Below are 21,296 nucleotides of genomic sequence, written 5' to 3'. Positions count from 1 at the left end.
ATGCCATTGGTGTCACGTCATGGAAAGAGAGTGTTTTGAAGATCAAGAAATAGCAGATGTGTTGAATCAGCATTTTATTGCCATTAAGGTTGATCGGGAAGAAAGACCGGATGTGGATGGAATCTATATGTCTGTATGCCAGGCTCTCACAGGGCAAGGTGGCTGGCCGTTGACGATTATTATGGCTCCTGATAAAAAGCCCTTTTTTGCTGGAACTTATTTTCCTAAACATAGAAAGATGGGTAGGATGGGGCTATTAGAGCTTTTAACAACACTACATCAGCATTGGGAAAAGAATCGGAGTGAAATCCTAAAGGCTGGTAATGAAATTGTCAATATCCTGCAGCGACCAAAGCCGCCAAGTGGAGAAGGTCAAATCGGAGAGGATTTGTTAAAGCAAGCATACTTGGAATTAGAAAATAGCTATGATCCCCAGTATGGCGGTTTTGGCTCTGCGCCTAAATTCCCTACGCCTCATAAGATAACTTTTTTACTAAGGTATTGGCAGCATTTTAAAGAACCAAAGGCACTTGCCATGGTAGAGAAAACTCTTATGTCTATGTGGCAAGGAGGGATTTATGATCACTTAGGGTATGGCTTTGCTAGATATTCTACCGACCAGAAGTGGCTAGTGCCTCACTTTGAAAAGATGTTATATGATAATGCTTTGTTGTGTACTAGCTATCTGGAAGCCTATCAGTGTACTGGTAATCAGGAATTTGCTAGAATCGCTGAAGACATTTTAACCTATGTGATGCGAGATATGATGGACAAAAATGGTGGATTTTACTCGGCGGAAGATGCGGATTCCGAAGGGGTGGAAGGCAAATTCTATATTTTTACCAGAAAGCAGGTATTAGAGATCCTTGGGGAAGAAGAAGGAACTCTTTTTGCTGATTTTTATCATATATCTTCTCAGGGAAATTTTGAACATGGGACAAGTATTTTACATCTTATTGGGCGCAATCTAGAAGAGTATGCTAGAGTTGCCAATAAAACGGTAGAGAATTTGTCTGAGGTGCTAAAAAAAGGGCGGGAAAAACTGTATCAGGTGCGAGAAGCACGCATACATCCCTATAAAGATGATAAGATCCTTACAGCTTGGAATGGGTTGATGATTGCTGCATTTGCTAAAGCAGCACGGGTACTGAAACAAAGTAAGTATGCTAAAGTGGCGGAACAAGGGATAGCGTTTATTTATGAAAAACTCATGGGGTCAAACGGGCGTCTGTTAGCACGCTATCGAGAAGGAGAAGCAGCCCATCTGGCATATCTTGATGATTATGCATTCTTACTTATGGCTCTTATTGAAGCATATGAGACAACCTGCAATGATTACTACTTGCAGCAGGCTGTTATATTAGCGAAGGATATGGGAGAATTATTTGGGGATCGTACTGAGGGCGGATTTTATTTTTATGGCAATGATGGTGAAGAGTTGATTGTGCGTCCCAAAGAAATCTATGATGGTGCAATTCCTTCTGGTAATTCTGTTGCGGCCTTAGCATTGCAAAAATTAGCTGATATGACAGAGGATAGGAGTTTCAGCGATACAGCAGAGCGATTGTTAGGAAATTTTGCTGGAGAAGTCAGCCGATATGCAGCGGGTTATACTTACTTTATGATGGCTGTAGATTACTACTTAGCTGATAACACCAAGATTGTAATTGTTGGTGATAAAGAGGCTGCTGATACGAAGGCTATGTTCGATGTAATTAACAATTGTTTCTTGCCTTCTGCAGCAATGCGATTTTATGATAAACACTCCCGGGAAAATATGGAATACAAAGAAATAGATCATAAGGCTACTGCTTATATCTGTAAGAATTTTGCCTGTCAGCCACCAATTACTAATGTTGAAAAATTGCGCAATCTGCTCATGAAAGAGTATAATAAGATTAATTAATAATAATTATCAATAAATAAAAAAAGTTATTGATAAGAGCTGAGAAATATGTTAAAATTAACCTCATAAAAGATGTAATTGTTTTGAAATGAAAGGGGAATATAAAATGATCAGTACGAAACTTCAAAATGCATTTAATAATCAAATTCAAGCTGAAATGAACTCGGCACATATTTACTTAGCAATGTCTGTAGAAAGTGAGGCTAAAAATCTTAGTGGCTTTGCTACCTGGCTTAGAGCTCAATACCAAGAAGAAAATAGTCATGCTTTTAAATTAATTGATTATTTATTAGAGCGGGGCGGCAGTGTTAAACTGCAAGCTATTGAAGCTCCAGCTGCTGAATATGGTACGCCAGTAGAATTATTTGAAAAAGTATTGGCCCATGAAATACATATTAGCAATTTAATTAATAAATTGTATGAAGTAGCTTTGGAAGAAAAAGATTATGCAGCACAAATCTTCCTACAATGGTTTATTGCTGAACAAGTAGAAGAAGAAGCAAGTGCTTCTTCTGTTTTAGAAAGATTGAAATTTGTTGGCGATAAAGGCGGTTCCCTTCTTTATATTGATAAAGAGCTTGGCAAACGCGCGTAATAGAATGAAAGAATCCATCTCGCAATATGGGATGGATTCTTTTTCATTTTGATCAATGATAAATATTTCTTTCGTAGTGGATAGTAATACAGGTAACCGGGAGTTTTTTTGACTTCGGGTTATCCTTTTTTTTGAATATTATTGATACAATTCTTTAGATTTTCTTGCTTAGATTAGACTATATTCATCAACAATAAATATGGTTACTGCAAGAATCTGGATATTTATTGTGATATAAGTATTGACAAAAAATAGAAGGAAATGATATCTTAATAAAGATAATACTTTTTATAAGTATTATAAAAAGTATTGAGGGGTGCAGTATGATTCCAATAATCAACAATACGATAAGAGTGAAACAGGTCAATGTTGAGCTTGTCAAAACTGCTTTGAAGGCTTTGACATTTGGAACGAAATTAACGATAGCAAATGCAACAGGGTTAAGTGTAGCAACTTGTGGCAACATTCTAAATGAACTATTAGAACGTGGAGAGGTTATAGAAGCTGATTTAGAGCAGCCTAATGGTGGAAGACCAGCACGCCGTTTTATGTATAATGCCAATTACTCTTATATTGCTTGTATTTATGTGAGCAATGAAGGCGGAATCTATAAAACGATTCATGCAGTTACAAATTTAACAGGTGAGATTATTGAGGAAAATTCGGTGGAAGTAGAAGTCATTAACTATGAAGTCATCGATAATCTGATTGAAAAACTGATTTGCAATTACGAGAATATCAAGGCTATTGGCATTGGTATACCAGGGATTATACATAGAGGTGTAATTGGTGCCGGCGATATTAAAGAACTGGTAAATATTCCATTAGCCACCCGGTTAAAGGCTAAATATAATCTGGAAATTACAGTTGAGAATGATATGAATCTCATCTCATATGGCTTCTATAAAAGGCAGAATTATGATGAAGATAAAACGATTGCGGTTGTAATTTTCCCCCAGGATAATTGTTCCGGGGCAGGTATAATTGTTGATGGGCATATTATTAGGGGCAATACGAACTTTGCAGGTGAAGTGTCCTATTTACCTTTTGATCATTTACGAGAAGAGCAAATCATGCAGATCAATAATGCGGATATTGTTTTCCCTTTAATGGTGAAAACAATTGCATCTATCATCGCAGTGATTAATCCTGAAACAATTGTAGTGACAGGAGGATTAATCAGGGCTGATATGATGGACGATATTTCTAATGCTTGCGAAACATTGATACCTCATGAACATATGCCACAGATTATTATACAAGAGAATATGCAGAGTGATTATATTAATGGCTTGGTTTCCATTACTTTAGAAAGTCTGACCTGTGATATTCAACTGGTAGAAAAAAGAATGTAAGGAATTTTAGTAATGAGGCTTAGGTATTTTAATTCATATGATAGGTAGGTAATTAGATGGATAAAATGAATGAGACCTTTATAGTTCAGCGTGCCCTGACTAAAAATGAGTCCAAAGGGCAGTCAGGTGACTGCTCATTTTCTAAGTATCCTGTACCGGGTTCGTTGCAGCAGATTTCCACACGAGTAGCATTTTTCATTGCTGGATTTGGGATCTCAGCATGGGCACCTCTTATTCCCTATGCTAAGGATCGCCTTGGTATTGATGAGGGTGTTCTGGGACTTCTTTTGCTGTGTTTGGGGGCAGGATCTATTATTACGATGCCCATCGCTGGTGCACTTGCTGCGCGCTTTGGTTGTCGGTTAATGATTGGGGCTGCTACTGTACTTATATGTGCTTCTTTACCATTTCTTGCGATGGTCGCAAGCGTTCCAGCACTCGTGATTGTACTGTTGATCTTCGGTGCTGCTATTGGTGCTGTCGATGTGGTAGTCAATATCCAGGCCGTGATTGTCGAGAAAGCCAGTGGTAAAGCAATGATGTCTGGATTTCATGGGCTGTGGAGTGTTGGTGGTTTTGTTGGAGCAGGTGGTGTTAGTGGTCTTCTTTGGATGGGTGTATCACCACTAGTAGCGGTATTATGTGTCATAGTGGTGATTGTAGGGCTCTTATTAACGTTCGGAAGGCACTTGCTGCCCTATGGAACTGAAGATAAGGATGGACCGCTGTTTGTTCTTCCTAAAGGAATTGTCCTTTTCATAGGATTTTTATGCTTCATTGTTTTTCTTGCAGAAGGATCAATGTTGGATTGGAGTGCCGTATTTTTGACTTCTCTGAGAGGGGTTGATTTTTCTCAAGCGGGACTTGGTTATTCCTTGTTTTCAGTTACGATGATGATAGGCAGGTTAAGTGGTGATCGTATTGTTCAAAAATTTGGAGGAAAACAGATACTTATATTCGGGGGAATCTGCGCAGCTTCAGGAATTGCCATTGCTATATTCATTCCAACTTGGATCGCCTCTCTTATTGGTTTTGGGCTAGTCGGGTTAGGGGCCTCCAATATTGTGCCAGTACTGTATTCCGTACTAGGCCGACAGAAAGTTATGCCGGCAAACTTGGCAGTATCAGCTGTTACTACTCTTGGTTATTCAGGTATTCTGGTGGGGCCGGCACTCATTGGTGCTATTGCTCATATAACGAGTCTTTCCTTCGCTTTTTTGATTGTCGCCGCAATGCTGCTAATTGTGACAGCCAGTTCGCGTGTTGTCGCTAAATCATAACGCGGCTGTAACATTTTGTAATTCACTTTGTTCAGGTAGGAAAAGAGTATCAAAATCTGATTATAACCTTTTATCTAAAACCAGTGGGTTATCTTGAGTCTAACGGTAAGATATTTGCAAAGAGGAGTGGTTTTGATGAATAAAATTGATTTGCATATTCATTCCAATCATAGTGCCGATGGTGAATTGGCAGTCCAAGAAATTTTGGACATTAGTAAAAGACAGGGTTTGAACACGATTGCCATAACGGATCATAATAGTGTAAAAGGCATAGAAGCTGCAATTCATTATGGGAATCAGTTGAATATAGACGTAATTCCCGGTATTGAAATTGATTGCTCGTATCATTCCGTTAATCTTCATTTATTAGGCTATTTTATTGACTGGAAGAGAAAAGAATTTATCGATCTGGAAGAAAACTTATATAATCAGGAGATGGCGGCCTTTCCTAAAATGATTCGTAAATTAAGAGCTGCCGGAATTGTGGCTGATGAAGATGAAATATTGAAGGAAGCTGCTGGTAAAGTACCGTGTGGCGAATTGATTGGCGAAGTCCTGCTTCACAAAGAAAATGCTAAGAAAAACCCTATGTTGAGACCATATTTAGAAGGTGGCGAAAGGAGTGATATGCCCTATCTAAATTTTTATCGGGATTTTTTCGCTCAAGGCAAAATTGCGCATGTTCCGTTGCAGTATTTGCAGCTGAAAGAGGCAATAGAGCTAGTGAAAAATAGTAATGGTATTCCTATTATTGCGCATCCTGGTGATAACTTAAAAAACAAGATGGATTTGCTTGATGACATAATTCAAGAAGGGGTTATGGGTATAGAGGTTTTTAGCAATTACCACACTCCCGGTCAGATCGAATTTTTTCATAAAAAAGCAGCAAAAGAAAGCCTTTTCATTACCTGCGGAAGTGATTTTCATGGTAAAAACAAGCCTGGAATTACTATTGGTGCTTGTAATTGCCAGTTTGAGATAGAGCCTCTGAGAAGGCCAAAAGATAAGTTAGAGAATAGATAATAACAGCAGTAGCACGAATGAAACTACAAAGTCTACATGTGATGTGGTTTCTTGTGCAAAATATGGCCGTACCCTTTTAGAAACAGTATGATTGTGATGACACTGGCCAAAAGGTCTGTTATACTGCTTTTTCGCATAATTGAAGCCGATGATCGGCTGACAGCCCTGTGCAATTCCGTAAACGGGCATCAGGAAAACATTTATTAGGGCAAAGTTAGTTATATAACACCTCATTAGTGTGAAGTAACTGAATAACCTTTTTTGAAATGAATAGCTTTCAATATATCGGCAAATAATATATATAGGCTTCCAAAAATCATTACTGGAGGTGGCGTAATGGGAAAAGTTATGTCAGAAGAATCGAAATATAAATTAGCTCATGATCTTGGTTTTGGGGAAAAAGTTGAAGACCACGATTGGAGCGATGTCACTACAGGTGAAGTCGGATCTATGGTACATGAAGCTATAAAACGTGGGGAACAAGTGATGGCGGAAGAAGCTAAGGCTAATGGAGAAATACATCAAAACGCTAAATAATTTAAAAAGATGATCCGAAGCTCTAACAAGGACTTCGGATTATCTTTTTTTGTGTGCTATTGTTGCCATAGCAGTAAAAACAGGATGGAAGTTATTTCATTACTGTACTTGACAATCGTTAGATATCTAATAAAATAAAGTTATGAAACACAAAAATGTAATTGCTCTTGCGAGCCGAATCACAGAAAAGACGCACAGGCTTATTGTCAGAGAACTTGAAGCTCATGGGATTGATGGTATCGTTCCTTCTCATGGGGATATTTTGGTGAATCTCCTCAATGGTGAGAAGTATACTATGAAGGATTTAGCCGAAAAAATACATAGAACAAAACCAACAGTGACTGTATTAATTGATAAGCTTGTAGATTTTGGTTATGTTACCAAAATAAAAAGTAATGAGGATAGTCGAGTTACATTTGTTGAATTAACAGAGAAGGGATTAGGATTGAAACCTAGTTTTATGGAGATTTCTGAAAGGTTGAATGCTATTGTGTATAAAGATTTATCAGACAAAGAAGCTGAATTTATTGAAGCAGTATTAGGAAAAATAAATCGAAATCTAGATGAATAATCTTTAAATGATTATTTATTAGCCATATAGTTAGATGTCTAACAATGAAGGAGAGGAAAAGAATGAAATGTAGTGTGAAAGATGTAGCAGTAAATTATGAAGTATATGGTGATGGTAAAGCAGTAATTATGTTGCATGGCTACTCCCCAGATCACAGATTAATGACGGGATGTATGGAACCTGTTTTTGAAAAAAGGGCTGGGTACAAAAGGATATACATCGACTTGCCAGGTATGGGAAAAACAAAGGGTGAAGACTGGGTGAACAGTTCGGATGTTGTTCTGGATATTCTTTTGGATTTTATAGACATGCTCGTCCCTGGTGAAAATTTTTTACTTGCAGGTGAATCCTATGGTGGATATTTATCCAGAGGAATCATTTATAAGATGCCTCATCGGATTGATGGACTGTTTTTATTATGTCCGAAGATTTTGGATGGAAAGCAAAAAAAGGATGTTCCGTCACATGTTGTATTAAAAAGAGATGACGATTTGCTGGCAAAGTTGGACCCACCGGATGCCAAAGCATTTGATGCGATGCATGTTGTACAAAATGCGGGCATTTGGCGGCGATATCGGGATGAAATTTTATCTGGTATAAACTTGGCGGATTTTGGTTTTCTACGAAAGCTTAAGACAAAGTTTTCTTTTGAAGATACATTAAACGAGACATTTACCAAACCTACCCTATTTCTCTTAGGTCGGCAAGATGCCAGTGTTGGCTACAAAGATGCATGGAACATATTAGATAACTACCCAAGGGCAACTTTTGCCGTATTAGATAAAGCAGGGCATAATTTGCAGTTGGAACAAGTAGAAGTATTTAATTGTTTAGTTGATGAATGGATAACAAGGGTTGAAGAAGAGTAATTTAAGAAAAACAGTTATTCAAATTCATCTCATTGGAGCGACGTGCAACGGGAGAAGTTGGTTCTTGGTTAGAGAGGCTATTAAGCGGCTAAATGAAAAATAACGCGAAGTCTTTATTGAGGAATTCGCGTTATTTTTAAAGTTTTCCTAATTATGGTAGGAGTTTTATGCTTTTCTTGGAAATAAAGTTATTTAGTGTAGATAATTACAAGTGGATTTTATGAGAAGAAAGGGAGGCGATATACATGACAAGCTTGGAAAATACAATCAAAGTTAAAGCCCAGCAATTGGGATATGAAGCATGTGGTATTATTACAGCAGGTATATTTGAAGAATTTTTAATGCAGCTCAATACGCGAAGTGAGCTTTTTCCTCATGCGAAGTGGTTTTACGAGAAGTTGAGAAAACTAGCTATACCCCAAGAACAGATTGATTGGGCAAAGTCAATTGTTGTCTGTGTGCGGCGATATGATAAATACAAGATTCCAGACGGATTTATTGGCAAAGTTTTTGTGTGTGACGGTCGGTTGAATTATTCGCAGGAATATAAAAATAATGCGGCGTTTGAAGAGTTCTTACAGCAGCTTGGTTTTCGGACAATGCCAAATGTCGTACCTGCACGTTGGGCGGCTGTTAAGGCTCGGCTAGGAAATTAAAGCGTTTACTGGTAGTGCAGTAACTTTATCAAAGATGTCAGTATTGAAGAATGAGGAGAGAGTGACAATATGACTGTAAAGTTTTGTACATCCGTATTATTAGTAAATAATATAAAAGATTCACGTGAGTTCTATGAGGATATACTAAATCAAACGGTAGAAATAGACCATGGAGAATGTATTGGATTTGTCGGTGGATTTTCAATTTGGCAGATAGAGCATGCATATGAAATCATGGCTAAGAAGTTTTCGAATAGCTCAGTTGGTAATGAAAATGGCCATTTTGAATTGTATTTTGAAAGTGATGATCTAGATGATATGCATAAAAAGCTGACAGCTAAAAAAGTCGAGTTTGTGCATGATATGATTGAGCAGCCATGGGGGCAGCGGGTATTTCGGATATATGATCCGGATAAACATATGGTTGAACTTGGCGAGCCGATGACTGCAGTAATAAAAAGATATTTAAATCAGAGGATGACACCGATTGAAGTGGCGAAACGTACGTCAATGCCGCTTGAAATTGTTCAAACAATGGTAATAGAAACTAAGTAAACGGAAAAGCACATTAAGTTTATATCCCCGAAAAGGGTATTTAGAAACAGGTTTTTCAAACTTCAAGTAGCTTAAAGTAGCTAATTGGAAAAGGTCGTGTATAATAAAGTCGGAAATGTGATACACTTAGAAATACATTACAAATAATTTTTGAACGGAAAAAGGTTATTCAGAAACATCACATTGGAGCGATGTTACTACAGGTGAAGTTGGTTCCATGGTACGTGAGGCAATTAAACGTGGTGAACAAGCAATAACAGATGAAGCAAAAGCTAATGGTGAAGCTCATCAGAATGCTAAATAATTATAACGATGACACGGAGTTCCTTCTTTGGAACTCCGTGTCTCTTTTTGTTGCATAACATGACATTGTTCCATATTTGCAAAATTGGAACCAGAAAAATCATTTAATGTTGCTCTAATTACGCATTTGAAGGATTTTCCTTTCTTAAAATGTAATTATATTTAAATTACAGATATAAAATATAGTGGAGTTATTTTATGAAACAAAATATATTTATTGACTTTAAACCTATGCTCCTCGCTATGTTTACTAAGGATAGAATGTTATATTCTGAGTACCAGCCTTGCAAGGAGCTTCGCCAGATTATAAATTGTTATTGGGTGTCCCCGACGCTGTATAGCCTTGAGCAACGTATAGATAGTGTAAAACAAGAAATAATTGTTCCCGATGGTTGCCTAGATATTATTTTTGAAGTAGACAAACAAACTAATGACTATAATTGTTTCATTGTTGGTATGATGTCCAAGCCAATTATTACTTCACCGGACTTTTCCAAAAAACAAATTTATGCCATTCGATTTAATCCTGGAGGAGCATATTCTTTTTTTAGGAATGATTTGGATGATTTCACAGATTTAAAGGTTGACTTCAAGAATGTATCCAAGAATCTCGAAAAGGGATTGGCTGCGATTTTTCTTTCTAAGAACAGCCTTTACGAAAAAATTAAGTATTTAGATGCATTTTTTCTTAGGAGCTTTGTTGAGTGGGGACAAAATGCAGTTATTATGAATTCTTTAGCAAATATTTTTAGCGCTAAAGGAAATGTGGAAATAAAAAAAATGGCTCAAGGCCAGTATGTAAGTGAGCGGCAGTTGAATCGGCTGTTCAAGCAGTGGATTGGCTTATCCCCGAAGGAGTTTACTAGAATTATTAGATTTCAAAATGCCTTGCGAAATATAATTTTAGCTGATAATGTAAATTGGAGTTCTCTGGCAGTGGAGAGTGGATATCACGATCAAGCTCATTTTATTAGCGAATTTAAAGCTTTTACTGGTATTACACCGACCCAAGTAGCTAAATAATGGTTTATGTCCGATTTTTACAATACAGCTACTAAGAAATATTATAAAATGCGATTAAATAAGTTTAGGAATCGGCTTAAGGCTGATGAAGTTTTATGTCTACAAAACGGTTATTAATAGGTGGAAAGGAATGATTCGATTGAAACAATTAACTCCCAATTTGATGGTTGATAATGTGAACGAAACAGTGAACTTCTATCAGGAGATTTTAGGATTTGAGCTAGTTATGTCAGTTCCCCAAGAAGGCGTATTTAATTGGGCTATGGTACAACACGGCGATGTTAGTTTTATGTTTCAGGAAAGGGAAAATATAATTGGGGAATATCCAGTGTTAAAAGATGTACCGATGGGTGGCGGGCTCACTTTCTATATAAAAGTCAGAGATGTCAAAGGCTTGTATAACAAAGTACAGAAGCGGGTAAACATTGTGCTTGATTTACACAGGACATTTTATGGCGCTGAAGAGTTTGCCATTCAAGATATCAATGGTTTTTTATTAACCTTTGCAGATGCTGCCAGTACTGAAGAATGAGGAGAGAGTGTCAATATGACTATAAAGTTCTGTTCATCTGTATTATTAGTACATAATATAAAAGATTCACGTGAATTTTATGAGGATATACTAAATCAGATGGTAGAAATAGACCATGGAGAATGTATTGGATTTGTTGGTGGATTTTCAATTTGGCAGATAGAGTATGCATATAAAATCATGGATAATGTTTTTTCTAAGAGGGTATCTAGTAATAAAAGTGGCCGTTTTGAATTGTATTTTGAAAGTGATAATCTCGATGACATTCATAAAAAGCTGACAGCTAAAAAAGTCGAGTTTGTGCATGATATGATTGAGCAGCCCTGGGGGCAGCGAGTATTTCGGATATATGATCCAGATAAACATATGGTTGAACTTGGCGAGCCGATGACTGCAGTAATAAAAAGATACTTAAACCAAGGGATGACGATGATTGAAGTGGCGAAACGTACATCAATGCCAGTTGAATTTGTTCAAACGATGGTAATGGAAGCTAATTAAACAAGATGCGCATTGAGTTTATGTACCCCGAAAAGGTTATTCAGATACATCTCATTGGAGCGATGTAACCACAGGGGAAGTTGGCTCTATGGTACGGGAAGCGATAAAACGTGGTGATCAGGCAATTGCAGATGGAGCAAAAGCTAATGATGAAGCTCATCAAAATGCAACATGATAGAAGTGACCCGAAGTTCTTTGTGGCTTCGGGTTAGTAGTATGTTTATAGGTTAAAAAAATAATATTGACAATAAGCTTTCACCTGTAATATATTTATTACAGGTGAAAGCTTATTTCGGATTGCGCCTGCATGATTTATTTTTTTAAAAAGTAGAGGATTCTTTAGATGGGGAACTGGAGGGGAAGAAAATAAAAAAAAAATTACAGCCAATATCACCTTCTAGAGAGGATTTAATTAAAATGTTAGAGGCACTGGCAAATCCGCATCGCTTGCAAATCATAGCATTGTTGTGCGACAGGCGTATTCATGTGAGTCAACTTGCTCGTGAGGTTAGGATAAGTCGACCATTGCTATATTTGCATTTGAAGCGTTTGGAGCAGGCTGGCTTGGTAACAAGTAAACTAGAATTATCGGCGGATGGAAAAGCAATGAACTATTATGAAGTAACACCATTTGTACTTTGCTTAAGCCCGGAGAGTATTGCGGAAGCGATGAAACCAATCAATGTAAAAGAATTCGGCGAGGTTACTATTGATGTTGATGAGGAAGAGGGGGAGAACGAATGAAAAGCTTTGATATTTATGGATTTACTTTCTTAGTTGCCGGAATGATACTGATGTTGATGTTGGCGTGGCAATGGTTTAAGATGCATCAAATTCGAATTACGAGTACGGCTGAAATAGCAAGAGACGAGGCGTATCGTAAGTTGACGGAGGAAGCAATCTTAACACAACAGAAAATGAATGAAAATCAACAAAAAATGCTTGAAGAACTTTTCGAACTGCGGATACGTATCACTAGTATAGAAAAAATGCTGCGGGAAGTTGAGTGAACAACAAAATGGAATATGGGAGGGAAATGATTAAGTCTATATCTGTAATCATAAAGAACACCAACCGAAAGTATTTAATCACTGTGATAGCGGTCATGATATCAATTGTTTTAATTGTTTCAGGAAGTTTTGTCTATAAAAGTTTAACATTGATTCCAGAAATGTTTCAATTAAATAGTGAGCTTCGTGCCGAAGGGTATTATATGGGGGAATTTGAATTTAAGATGGTCGGAATCGTCTACTATATTGACAAAGGTCAATATATAACAGCATTTAGCCGACTCAATCAATTTCATAAGCAATTAAAAAACAGAGAGGGCCTAATTAAGGTTCCAAAGTTTGCTGATAAAAAAGAGGAATTAGAATTTTATTTAGGATTGCAAAACCCCAGGACAGGTGCATTTATGGACGATTCGTATCCTCTTTGTACATATGTTGGTTCTACGCTTAATATGGTGAACCACCTTGAACTATTGGCAAAGGAATTAGGTCAGCCACTTCATCTAAGATATCAGCTAAGCTTCTTAGATCAAATGAATACAGGAGAAAAATTAGAGACTTACTTAGATGATTTGTCCACAGCAGGCTGGATTGCATCCAAATTACCTAAGACTCCATATATATTGGCTTTTGAAATAGTCTACTTTTCCGACTTGGAACGTGTTAATTTATACGATTTCTCTCCTGAGTGGAAACATGCACTTTTACAATGGTTTTATGAAAAACAGGACAGCAAAACTGGATTTTGGGGTCCCAGATTAAGGAGTTCTGGACAACTATTAGATTCAGGAGATTTAGTAGCTACTTCTCATATTGTGAGACTGTTTGTAGATGATCAAGGCAACAACCGCCATTCCGAGTTTCCTCTGCGATATAAAGAGGCGATGTTTGCTAATACATTGCAGAAGCTTTCCATGCCTATGCCTAAAAATTTAGCTGAACAGCACGACTGGTCATTAGCTACCTTCCGTGCATTAAGAATTCTAACGAATTTTTTATGGAGCGATGCTTCGACTGAAAATAAAGATAGTGTTAGGGAAATTATGGAAAATATTATGCGGAATAGATTTGAGAAGTTCTATATTCCGGATCAGGGTGCTTTCAGTTATTATTCCGGAGCATTGGAGGCCGATTTAGATGGTACGGGAGAAATTTTAGATATGCTGCGAAATATCGGGGTACTATCAAGAGCGCGACAAGAGCGGCTATGGGGTAAGAATGATCAGACCATTACAGATTTGGGAGTATATAACGTTTCGGAAATAAAAGAAGATGACTTTGAATTATTGAAAAACTTTTCTGACATCAACTCCATACGTTTATACCGGATAGATCCCGTTCATGACAGTTATACATCCAATGTTGCTAGCGTTATCTACCCCAAAGAGACGTCAGTCTTAGATAGTATGGAGTTATTACCGAAAATGAGTAGGTGGCTGAACGAAACACCGCAAAACATGGGAAACTGGATATCTAAAGAATGGCTTATACAAGAATTGGCGGCTATACAAAATCAACCAGTTCCAGTTTCCAAAGGAGGCATTCCTTTGGAACTTGCGAATACGGTGTTACAGAATAACCGGGAACTAATCGTAGTCGGTTTTGATATATTACAAGTACCTAAATACAAAATGACAATTCGCATTAAATATAAATAGGTTATATCTATCCTACAGGAATTCGCACTTTTATTTTAAATTTTGCATCCTACATTGGGAAAAACGATGTTCGCCTAGTTACCGTGAACCGTCAATCTTATTTAATTTACCGCCTAGGCGACCTATATCTTGCTGAATGTAAATGTTTGTTAGAATTATGCTCATTCATAGGTGTATATCTACTCTTATCAGGTAAAACTACATGAGTAAATATAAACTCAGGAGGTCTTACTGTGAATAATCAGATATTAATGTGGTCTATGCTATTTCTGCCATGGCTTACTTTGTTTTTTATGAATAAAGAAGAGATAAAGCGTTTTATGCCTGTCGCTCTGTTCTCTGCGCTTACTAGTGTATTAGTTGTAGAGACGGGGGAAAGTCTAGGGTGGTTTATTTATGGAGAAACAACTTATCCTTTAAGGACATCTTCTTATCATATTTTCGGATTAAATTGTGTCACTACTATCTGGCTTTTTCATTTTATCTATGGTGATTTTTGGAAATACATAATAATAGATCTAGTGCTAAACTTTGGATTTATATATTTATTTCATGTCTATTTCCTTGGCGGTAGAGGGATTTTTCATGAGGTAGGTATCACTCCTTTTATAAATGCATTAATTACTACTACCGATGGTGTTTTAATATATGCTTATCAAATGTGGCAAGAAGGTATTTTCGTTCGTTATGAGAGAAAAAAGAATTTGCGAGTCTTACAGTCGGAAGCAGCCAAACCATTAGACCATGAAAAACAAGAGGATAATGAGCATTAAAGTGGTGTCAGGGGAAGGGGGTGATCCTAGCCAGACTTGACTTGCTGGAAATTCATTTTTATGTGACGCTAATAGCAATAGCTTATTAAAGAACTAGTTGAAAAGATTGATTTTATTTAGAGAAAACGCTAGGAAGTGAGTATTAAAAATGAAGCTGCTTTTGCATTCGCTGCCCATACGCATTTTTCACTGGGTTATGTTTTTGGCAGTAATCATATTGCTGTTTACGGGATTGTACATGAATGCTCCTTGGAGTTGGCTGCATCTGCCTATGGAAGTGGTGCGCAAAACCCATACGCTTTTTAGTTCTATCATTATTGTTAATTTAGTAGCCCATATTTATTATTATCTTTATACGAATAAAATCACTGAAATTTTATTTTTACCTCGGGATTGGGTGAATGTGCCTAGTTTTATACGTTATGTTTTTTTTATTACTGAAAGTCATCCTAATTTTGGACGTTATAACCCTGGGCAAAAGCTAGTATTTTCCTCATGGTTTTTAGCAGTAATAATTGCTGCAATAACTGGAATCATAATGCTCTTTCCCGCAAATTCTCAGTGGCTGCAGTGGAAGTTGGGGGGATTGAACGTCATTCGAATTCTTCATTTTGGCGTTGCGATTTTTTTTGCTGCGTCTATCCCTTTACATTTATATCTGGTATTTACGGAAAGCCCAGCCAATTTACAGGCTATGTTTACGGGATATATTAATAAAGAAGTAAAACCTGAAACTACAAAGAATGAGCATAAAGACTTGCTGCCTTAATAGTAATGAATGATGAAATAGTAAGATTTACTAGTGTAAATGTGGAATGGACTAGTAAACCAATTCTAAATTATCATAGTAGGGATTTCAGGTGCATCTATCATATGGACGGCGCAGGTAAAACAGGGATCAAAGGAGCGAATTACTCGCCCAACTTCAACTAAATCCTCTGTATTCGCTACTGGTGTACCAAGGAGGGCTTCTTCTACTGGACCGCGTTGTCCTTGATTATCACGAGTGGAGAAGGTCCAAGTCGTTGGCGTGATAATTTGATAATGATCAATTTTACCATCTTTTATTCGCAGCCAATGACCTAGACCGCCGCGCATGGCATCTGTTAATCCGATGCCTTCGCCCTGCATTACCGATGTATATGGGGTATGGGTTGGCCCGCCAGGAGAAAGTTGTGCCAGCCATTCTTCTGCCAACTGGCATATTTTTAATGTTTCCTGAGCGCGTGTTATGATTCGGTCCATTACGCCCGTACCTCGCTGGTACTTGCCGCTTAGCCAGGCTCTTGCTAGTGGACCGCCTTCAAAGGCTTGTCCTGCATAACGGGGGGCTTTTACCCATGAGTAAGCATCTGCTTTATTTCGGTCTGGTATTGTTGTTCCTTCCTGTGGTCTTTGCATTGTATCGCCTTGATACCAACTGTATTTAATATCTTCGCTGATTTTATTGATATCAAGGGCCTGAACTTCTCCTTTGGCAAGCATGACGCCCGATGCATATTCCCTTCTGCCAGTTATGGGCTGGGGAAACATGCCGTAGGATATCATATTGCCTTTTGAACTTCCGATGGTATAGTAATCTTTATAATAATCGGCCAGTACAGCCACATCATATAGATAAACTTTTTCCACCCATTCCATGAGTTCATGTAAAATACTTGCATAAGCACTGATACGGTCAGCAGTTGCTTGTTCGGTAACACCTGTAACAAGAATAGTCTGCTGCATCGGAATCTTAGCGCCAAATATTGCTAGCATTTCATGGGCACGCATTGCCTTTAGCATTCCTTCCTTAGTATGGGTTATTAATTCCTCATTTAGTTTTTGGGGCAAACGATAATCTCCTTCTCGGCGTGGAGAGTAGGGAGGCATATTTGGGCCTTTGACGTAATCATAAATAACCAGTAGATAAAAATGGCGAATATGATTTTGTATAATATCACCAGCAAAAATCATATTTATAAGATGCTGTCCGTTTGGTGTAGGTAGCACACCGAACGCTTGCTGAAGGGCAAGGGCAGCCGAGATCGCATGGGCAGTTGAACAAATTCCGCATATGCGCTGTGTGAATAGTGCAGCATCACGCGGATCGCGTCCGATCATCATATTTTCAAAGCCACGGAACAAGGTAGCGCCTACTGTTGCTTCCACGACCTGACCATTTTGTATTTCTACGTCCACGCGAAGGGGCTCATGTACCCTTGAAACTGGAAATATTGTTTTTTTTGTCATATCTCTCCTTATTCTCCACCTTTGTCTTTAGGATAAAAAAATTCAGCTAATTTACGTCGCCACCATTTGCGATGGCGCAAGGCTTGCTTGACATCTGATTTTGTAGTGATGGAAAGCAAGGCATTTTTTTGCTTTGTTAATTCATTCAATTCCTGCTTAGCCTGTTCTAGTGTTTCAGGTGGCAGCGTTTCAAGGGGCTTTGTCCCCTTTATATAGTGTTTATGAATACGTTTTTTTAGTACTGCCGCGGCAAAGTGGGTGCCAACTCCTCCAATACCGAATGCTACCAGCCCAGCGCTGATCTTTTTGATGTTTAAAGTAGCAAACGAAGTCGGAATATCTGGTAAATGATTGTAGAATGGCATCATGCCATCGGGGAAATGAGGGCTGGCGCAACCAATACAGGGAGCGCCAGCTTTGACTGGCCAGTTGACACCATGGTTCCATTGTCGCAAAGGGCAATCAGCATGAGTAACTGGACCTTTACAGCCGACTTTATACAAACATCCTGGACCACCAGGAAAGTCGGCAAAGATCCCATCTTCAAACTGTTGACGACGCTCGCATAGATCATGAATGGTTTTACTAAAGAAGAGGAGCGGACGATTATAACTATCAAGTTCTGGCACCCCATAGAGCAAAAGATGGGTAAAGGTGCCACTCATCCAGTCTGGGTGGGCAGGGCAGCCGGGAATATTGATGACCTGTCTTTTCACTACTTCCCATACTCCTTTGGCACCACCAGGATTGGGAAAGGCTGCTGAAGGTCCACCGAAAGCGGCACAATCCCCCACCGAAATTACATATTTTGCTTTGGCAGCAATCTCCATCACCGCTTCCATACCTGTCACCATTTTGTCGTTCCTCATGAAAATTTCATTATAACGACCGTTGTCTGCTGTCATCACTGACCCTTCTACAATGAGCCAAAAATTTCCGGCCTCTTTTTCCACTGTATCTTCTAGTGCTTTCGTGATATCATCTCCCTGGGCAACGTTCAGCAGCCAATGATAGCGTACATCCAATATTTCCGACAGTAGTTGTTCCATGGATGGGTTTATGGCGTTTTCCAAGGATACGGAGTTTCCAGTACAGGAACCAAGTTCCAGCCAGATTACTGGTGCCTTGGCGGTTTTACTTTGCGCAAATGTGCTGCGCATGACGGGAATTAAGTATTCTGTAAGACTCATACCAACCGTTGCTGACATACACAGTTGAATAAATTCACGTCTTGAAAGCATAACGAGTTATTCCTCCTGGTGTATTATTCTGTCTAGCTTTGCCAATTTTGCAATAGTTTATGTAATGGTGGGAGAATAATCCATATCTACTGGCGGAATAGTATCGTTAAGGACGCGAAATACTATGGTAAGGGTGAATTTGTATGCTAAAACATTGGTATCAGGCTAAAAAACCGCGAAAAATCGGAAAATATAACAATGCTCATTATGATACCAGCAACAGGGAAAAATATGATGCCATTGTAGTAGGAGCAGGGCCAGCTGGAGCTAGTGCTGCCTACTTTATGGCTAAACAAGGTCTTAATGTTCTACTTCTCGAACGCGGACCATTTCCAGGTGCTAAAGTTTGCGGCGGTACCTCATTAATTTCTGAGCATACTCATAAACTATTTCCAAATTTCTGGGATGAATGTCCCTGCGAACGTATTGTAACGCAGCAGGCCTATTGGTTTATGACGGAAGATTCGCTATTATCAACTTCCTTTCAAAGCACGAATTTGGCAGCTGCCCCTTATAATCATATTACTGTAAAACGTAAATTGTTTTACCAATGGCTTGTGGACAAAGGGATGGCTGTAGGCGTAGACATTCACTTTAATCATCATGTTACAGAAGTGTTATTTGAGAATAATCAAGCTGTTGGGGTTCGAGTATCACCGCCGCAAAATTGTCAGTTTTTTGCGAATATCATTATTTTAGCTGATGGTGCCAATGCAATGGTTGGCCAACGTTCTGGTCTTGTACCTAGAGTATCGCCCCAAGATTTAGCTCTCTACGTCAAAGAAACCATTGCTCTACCTGCAAAAGTGATTGAGGAACGGTTCAATTTGCTGCCTGGTTATGGCAGTTTAATCGGAGTATTGGGTTATCCCACAGCTGGCTTCAATGGGACCAGTTCCATACATACGTTTAAAGATTGTATTAATCTTAATGTAGGTATGGCAATTTCTGATTTTGCAATTTCAGGCATTCGGCCTTATGACCTCTTGGATCGTATAAAAAAGCACCCTTTGATCAAACCACTGTTGCTTGGCGGAACCGTATTGGAATATGGTGCAGCAGTCATCCCCGAAGGCGGCTATCACGCAGTTCCCGAACTTGTCCATCCTGGTCTGATGATACTGGGTGATGCTGGATCATTAGTGAATGGCACTCATGGCATAAATTTAGCTATGTGGTCAGGATTTTTCGCTGCCCAAGCCGCTAATGAAAGTAAGAAAAGCAGAGATTTCTCCATAGAGAAATTATCCTTATATCGCACATTGCTTGATGAAAGTTTTATTATGCAAGATCTCAAAGCAAATGCAAAAATCGCTAGCTTACAACGAGATCTTCCTTATCTGTTTGATTTATATAGTAAAATAGTAAATCAAACAGCCTTTCATGTTGCCAAAGTGTATACTATGCCGAAAAAAGCTAAGCGTATATTTATCTTCAAAAAAATAACCAGTATCCAACCTTTACTTAAAATGGCCAGCGATATTTGGAAAGTACTAAAGGTGGTCAAAGGATGAATAACGAGCTTCAGGAACGACTGTCATTACTTCATTACCAACCAGATGAGAAGTGGCAGCATGTTACCATTTTAGACCAAACAATCTGCCGAGATTGCAAAAATAAACAATGCTTAACTTTCTGCCCTTCTGGTGTATTTAGGGAGAATTCACAAAAAAAACAATCACTTCTCATACTGTATAAACAGTGTGTCGAATGCGGCGGTTGTCGTTTAATTTGTGATAATATTGATTTTTCTTATCCGAAAGGCGGGTATGGGGTTACTTTTTTAGAAGGGTGAAGAGCAAAATAAGGTAGTCCATGAGTCTTATATACAAGACTCATGGACTACCTTATTTTAGTGAGTATGTGACTAGATAGAATAAATAGTTATAGAAAAATAACCTGTCCGTTGGAAAAAGAGGCGATACGGGCTAAGGATTCCACTCGGTAGCCCGCATCCATTAATTTTTTTGCACCAGGCTGGAAGGATTTTTCAATAACAATACCGATTCCAGTAACCTTTGCATTGGCTTGATGGACAATCTCAGCCAAACCGGCAGCAGCCTCTCCATTAGCCAAAAAGTCATCAATAATTAACACATGATCGTCCTTTTGCAGGAATTGCTTTGAAACAATAATGTCATTGCTCTCTTGTTTCGTAAAGGAATAAACTTTTGTATAATATACATCTTCAGTGATCGTAACCGATTTTTTCTTTCTTGCAAAAACCACTGGTATCTTAAGCACTAAACCTGCCATCACAGATACTGCAATTCCAGAGGATTCAATCGTCAATATTTTAGTAATTTGCTCTCCTTGGAAGCGATGAGCAAACTCTTCACCTATTTTCAGCATAAGATCAGGATCAATTTGTTGGTTTAGGAAAGAATCGACTTTGAGTAATGAATCATTTAGGACCAGTCCGTCAGATTGAATCCGTTTTTTTAATAATTCCATATAACCTCCTAAATATAATATATAAAAAGATCTTGACAGTACGAATGCCGCTGCCACGAAAATCCTTAGTGGCCGTTGCGTCTTTGTGGTTCGATTATTTTATAGATTTTAAAGACGCGTAGCGCCTTTTTACGTTATATCAATGTGTGCATTTATTCTAGCAGTCTAAATATTATTGTCAATTTAAGATAAGGACAAACCAAAGATTTCTTTACATTTTAT

The 21,296-nt window shown here is 38.3% G+C and carries 23 protein-coding genes; 20 read left to right on the top strand and 3 right to left on the bottom strand.

Going from position 1 to position 21,296, the window contains the following annotated elements:
- The first annotated feature begins 19 nt into the window (after nt 1-19).
- The 18 genes from LMF89_RS12380 to LMF89_RS12295 all read left to right on the top strand — a co-directional run bounded on the left by LMF89_RS12380 (nt 20) and on the right by LMF89_RS12295 (nt 15,916).
- The gene (locus tag LMF89_RS12380; RefSeq protein ID WP_255711272.1) at nt 20-1,906 is read left to right on the top strand and encodes a thioredoxin domain-containing protein; all 1,887 of its coding nucleotides are present in this window, start codon (nt 20-22) and stop codon (nt 1,904-1,906) included.
- A 106-nt stretch (nt 1,907-2,012) separates the two neighbouring features.
- The gene (locus LMF89_RS12375) at nt 2,013-2,501 is read left to right on the top strand and encodes a ferritin (protein ID WP_229535348.1); all 489 of its coding nucleotides are present in this window, start codon (nt 2,013-2,015) and stop codon (nt 2,499-2,501) included.
- A gap of 323 nt (nt 2,502-2,824) precedes the next feature.
- Complete coding sequence (locus LMF89_RS12370; protein ID WP_229535347.1) at nt 2,825-3,856, top strand: ROK family protein; 1,032 nt, start codon at nt 2,825-2,827, stop codon at nt 3,854-3,856.
- Between the two features lie 56 nt (nt 3,857-3,912).
- Nucleotides 3,913-5,136, top strand: a complete 1,224-nt coding sequence (locus LMF89_RS12365; RefSeq protein ID WP_229535346.1) for an MFS transporter — start codon at nt 3,913-3,915, stop codon at nt 5,134-5,136.
- 135 nt (nt 5,137-5,271) lie between these two features.
- Nucleotides 5,272-6,159 carry a PHP domain-containing protein gene (locus LMF89_RS12360; protein WP_229535345.1) on the top strand — a complete coding sequence of 296 codons (888 nt, stop codon included), beginning with the start codon at nt 5,272-5,274 and terminating at the stop codon, nt 6,157-6,159.
- A 336-nt stretch (nt 6,160-6,495) separates the two neighbouring features.
- The gene (locus tag LMF89_RS12355; protein WP_229535344.1) at nt 6,496-6,696 is read left to right on the top strand and encodes a small, acid-soluble spore protein, alpha/beta type; all 201 of its coding nucleotides are present in this window, start codon (nt 6,496-6,498) and stop codon (nt 6,694-6,696) included.
- 142 nt (nt 6,697-6,838) lie between these two features.
- On the top strand, nt 6,839-7,267 hold the full coding sequence (locus LMF89_RS12350; RefSeq protein ID WP_229535343.1) for a MarR family winged helix-turn-helix transcriptional regulator: 429 nt from the start codon (nt 6,839-6,841) through the stop codon (nt 7,265-7,267).
- Between the two features lie 62 nt (nt 7,268-7,329).
- On the top strand, nt 7,330-8,136 hold the full coding sequence (locus LMF89_RS12345) for an alpha/beta fold hydrolase (protein WP_229535342.1): 807 nt from the start codon (nt 7,330-7,332) through the stop codon (nt 8,134-8,136).
- Nucleotides 8,137-8,381: 245 nt separating this feature from the next.
- Nucleotides 8,382-8,792: a hypothetical protein gene (locus LMF89_RS12340; protein ID WP_229535341.1), complete on the top strand. Its 411-nt coding sequence runs from the start codon at nt 8,382-8,384 to the stop codon at nt 8,790-8,792.
- Nucleotides 8,793-8,861: 69 nt separating this feature from the next.
- Nucleotides 8,862-9,347: a VOC family protein gene (locus LMF89_RS12335; protein ID WP_229535340.1), complete on the top strand. Its 486-nt coding sequence runs from the start codon at nt 8,862-8,864 to the stop codon at nt 9,345-9,347.
- A gap of 501 nt (nt 9,348-9,848) precedes the next feature.
- Nucleotides 9,849-10,673: a helix-turn-helix domain-containing protein gene (locus LMF89_RS12330; RefSeq protein ID WP_229535339.1), complete on the top strand. Its 825-nt coding sequence runs from the start codon at nt 9,849-9,851 to the stop codon at nt 10,671-10,673.
- A gap of 130 nt (nt 10,674-10,803) precedes the next feature.
- Nucleotides 10,804-11,205, top strand: a complete 402-nt coding sequence (locus LMF89_RS12325) for a VOC family protein (protein WP_007957880.1) — start codon at nt 10,804-10,806, stop codon at nt 11,203-11,205.
- Between the two features lie 15 nt (nt 11,206-11,220).
- Entirely contained in the window at nt 11,221-11,706 is a 486-nt protein-coding gene (locus tag LMF89_RS12320; RefSeq protein ID WP_229535338.1) for a VOC family protein, read from the top strand.
- 417 nt (nt 11,707-12,123) lie between these two features.
- Nucleotides 12,124-12,450 carry an ArsR/SmtB family transcription factor gene (locus tag LMF89_RS12315; protein WP_229535337.1) on the top strand — a complete coding sequence of 109 codons (327 nt, stop codon included), beginning with the start codon at nt 12,124-12,126 and terminating at the stop codon, nt 12,448-12,450.
- The gene (locus LMF89_RS12310) at nt 12,447-12,716 is read left to right on the top strand and encodes a hypothetical protein (RefSeq protein WP_229535336.1); all 270 of its coding nucleotides are present in this window, start codon (nt 12,447-12,449) and stop codon (nt 12,714-12,716) included. The genes LMF89_RS12315 and LMF89_RS12310 overlap by 4 nt, the downstream gene beginning before the upstream one ends.
- Nucleotides 12,717-12,742: 26 nt before the next feature.
- A complete protein-coding gene (locus tag LMF89_RS12305; protein WP_229535335.1) occupies nt 12,743-14,374 on the top strand; it encodes a hypothetical protein in 1,632 nt (543 codons plus the stop codon).
- Between the two features lie 233 nt (nt 14,375-14,607).
- A complete protein-coding gene (locus LMF89_RS12300) occupies nt 14,608-15,147 on the top strand; it encodes a hypothetical protein (RefSeq protein ID WP_229535334.1) in 540 nt (179 codons plus the stop codon).
- A gap of 148 nt (nt 15,148-15,295) precedes the next feature.
- Nucleotides 15,296-15,916, top strand: coding sequence for a cytochrome b/b6 domain-containing protein (locus LMF89_RS12295; RefSeq protein WP_229535333.1), 621 nt, complete (start codon nt 15,296-15,298; stop codon nt 15,914-15,916).
- 65 nt (nt 15,917-15,981) lie between these two features.
- On the opposite strand, the gene LMF89_RS12290 is transcribed toward LMF89_RS12295, so the two are convergent.
- Together LMF89_RS12290 and LMF89_RS12285 are read right to left on the bottom strand one after the other, a co-directional pair.
- Nucleotides 15,982-17,379 (bottom strand): nickel-dependent hydrogenase large subunit, encoded by a 1,398-nt coding sequence (locus tag LMF89_RS12290; RefSeq protein WP_229535332.1) that lies wholly within the window; start codon nt 17,377-17,379, stop codon nt 15,982-15,984.
- Between the two features lie 8 nt (nt 17,380-17,387).
- On the bottom strand, nt 17,388-18,620 hold the full coding sequence (locus LMF89_RS12285) for a hydrogenase small subunit (protein WP_229535331.1): 1,233 nt from the start codon (nt 18,618-18,620) through the stop codon (nt 17,388-17,390).
- Nucleotides 18,621-18,763: 143 nt separating this feature from the next.
- Here LMF89_RS12285 and LMF89_RS12280 point away from each other — a divergent pair, with 143 nt between their 5' ends.
- Together LMF89_RS12280 and LMF89_RS12275 are read left to right on the top strand one after the other, a co-directional pair.
- The gene (locus LMF89_RS12280) at nt 18,764-20,134 is read left to right on the top strand and encodes an FAD-dependent oxidoreductase (RefSeq protein ID WP_229535330.1); all 1,371 of its coding nucleotides are present in this window, start codon (nt 18,764-18,766) and stop codon (nt 20,132-20,134) included.
- Entirely contained in the window at nt 20,131-20,415 is a 285-nt protein-coding gene (locus LMF89_RS12275; RefSeq protein WP_229535329.1) for a ferredoxin family protein, read from the top strand. Before LMF89_RS12280 ends, LMF89_RS12275 begins: the two co-directional genes overlap by 4 nt.
- Nucleotides 20,416-20,504: 89 nt before the next feature.
- On the opposite strand, the gene LMF89_RS12270 is transcribed toward LMF89_RS12275, so the two are convergent.
- Entirely contained in the window at nt 20,505-21,074 is a 570-nt protein-coding gene (locus LMF89_RS12270; protein ID WP_229535328.1) for a xanthine phosphoribosyltransferase, read from the bottom strand.
- Between the last annotated feature and the right edge of the window lie 222 nt (nt 21,075-21,296).

The sequence above is a fragment of the Pelosinus baikalensis genome (genome assembly GCF_020819555.1).
Lineage (GTDB): Bacteria > Bacillota > Negativicutes > DSM-13327 > DSM-13327 > Pelosinus > Pelosinus baikalensis.
The sequence above is the reverse complement of the archived record's forward strand: the minus strand, read 5'-3'. Positions and strand labels throughout refer to the sequence as shown.

Bases quoted from the DNA above. Each gene is read 5' to 3' on its own strand.
- LMF89_RS12380 (WP_255711272.1), top strand. From the start codon at position 20: ATGGAAAGAGAGTGTTTTGAAGATCAAGAAATAGCAGATGTGTTGAAT.
- LMF89_RS12375 (WP_229535348.1), top strand. From the start codon at position 2,013: ATGATCAGTACGAAACTTCAAAATGCATTTAATAATCAAATTCAAGCT.
- LMF89_RS12370 (WP_229535347.1), top strand. From the start codon at position 2,825: ATGATTCCAATAATCAACAATACGATAAGAGTGAAACAGGTCAATGTT.
- LMF89_RS12365 (WP_229535346.1), top strand. From the start codon at position 3,913: ATGGATAAAATGAATGAGACCTTTATAGTTCAGCGTGCCCTGACTAAA.
- LMF89_RS12360 (WP_229535345.1), top strand. From the start codon at position 5,272: ATGAATAAAATTGATTTGCATATTCATTCCAATCATAGTGCCGATGGT.
- LMF89_RS12355 (WP_229535344.1), top strand. From the start codon at position 6,496: ATGGGAAAAGTTATGTCAGAAGAATCGAAATATAAATTAGCTCATGAT.
- LMF89_RS12350 (WP_229535343.1), top strand. From the start codon at position 6,839: ATGAAACACAAAAATGTAATTGCTCTTGCGAGCCGAATCACAGAAAAG.
- LMF89_RS12345 (WP_229535342.1), top strand. From the start codon at position 7,330: ATGAAATGTAGTGTGAAAGATGTAGCAGTAAATTATGAAGTATATGGT.
- LMF89_RS12340 (WP_229535341.1), top strand. From the start codon at position 8,382: ATGACAAGCTTGGAAAATACAATCAAAGTTAAAGCCCAGCAATTGGGA.
- LMF89_RS12335 (WP_229535340.1), top strand. From the start codon at position 8,862: ATGACTGTAAAGTTTTGTACATCCGTATTATTAGTAAATAATATAAAA.
- LMF89_RS12330 (WP_229535339.1), top strand. From the start codon at position 9,849: ATGAAACAAAATATATTTATTGACTTTAAACCTATGCTCCTCGCTATG.
- LMF89_RS12325 (WP_007957880.1), top strand. From the start codon at position 10,804: ATGATTCGATTGAAACAATTAACTCCCAATTTGATGGTTGATAATGTG.
- LMF89_RS12320 (WP_229535338.1), top strand. From the start codon at position 11,221: ATGACTATAAAGTTCTGTTCATCTGTATTATTAGTACATAATATAAAA.
- LMF89_RS12315 (WP_229535337.1), top strand. From the start codon at position 12,124: ATGTTAGAGGCACTGGCAAATCCGCATCGCTTGCAAATCATAGCATTG.
- LMF89_RS12310 (WP_229535336.1), top strand. From the start codon at position 12,447: ATGAAAAGCTTTGATATTTATGGATTTACTTTCTTAGTTGCCGGAATG.
- LMF89_RS12305 (WP_229535335.1), top strand. From the start codon at position 12,743: ATGATTAAGTCTATATCTGTAATCATAAAGAACACCAACCGAAAGTAT.
- LMF89_RS12295 (WP_229535333.1), top strand. From the start codon at position 15,296: ATGAAGCTGCTTTTGCATTCGCTGCCCATACGCATTTTTCACTGGGTT.
- LMF89_RS12290 (WP_229535332.1), bottom strand. From the start codon at position 17,379: ATGACAAAAAAAACAATATTTCCAGTTTCAAGGGTACATGAGCCCCTT.
- LMF89_RS12285 (WP_229535331.1), bottom strand. From the start codon at position 18,620: ATGCTTTCAAGACGTGAATTTATTCAACTGTGTATGTCAGCAACGGTT.
- LMF89_RS12280 (WP_229535330.1), top strand. From the start codon at position 18,764: ATGCTAAAACATTGGTATCAGGCTAAAAAACCGCGAAAAATCGGAAAA.
- LMF89_RS12275 (WP_229535329.1), top strand. From the start codon at position 20,131: ATGAATAACGAGCTTCAGGAACGACTGTCATTACTTCATTACCAACCA.
- LMF89_RS12270 (WP_229535328.1), bottom strand. From the start codon at position 21,074: ATGGAATTATTAAAAAAACGGATTCAATCTGACGGACTGGTCCTAAAT.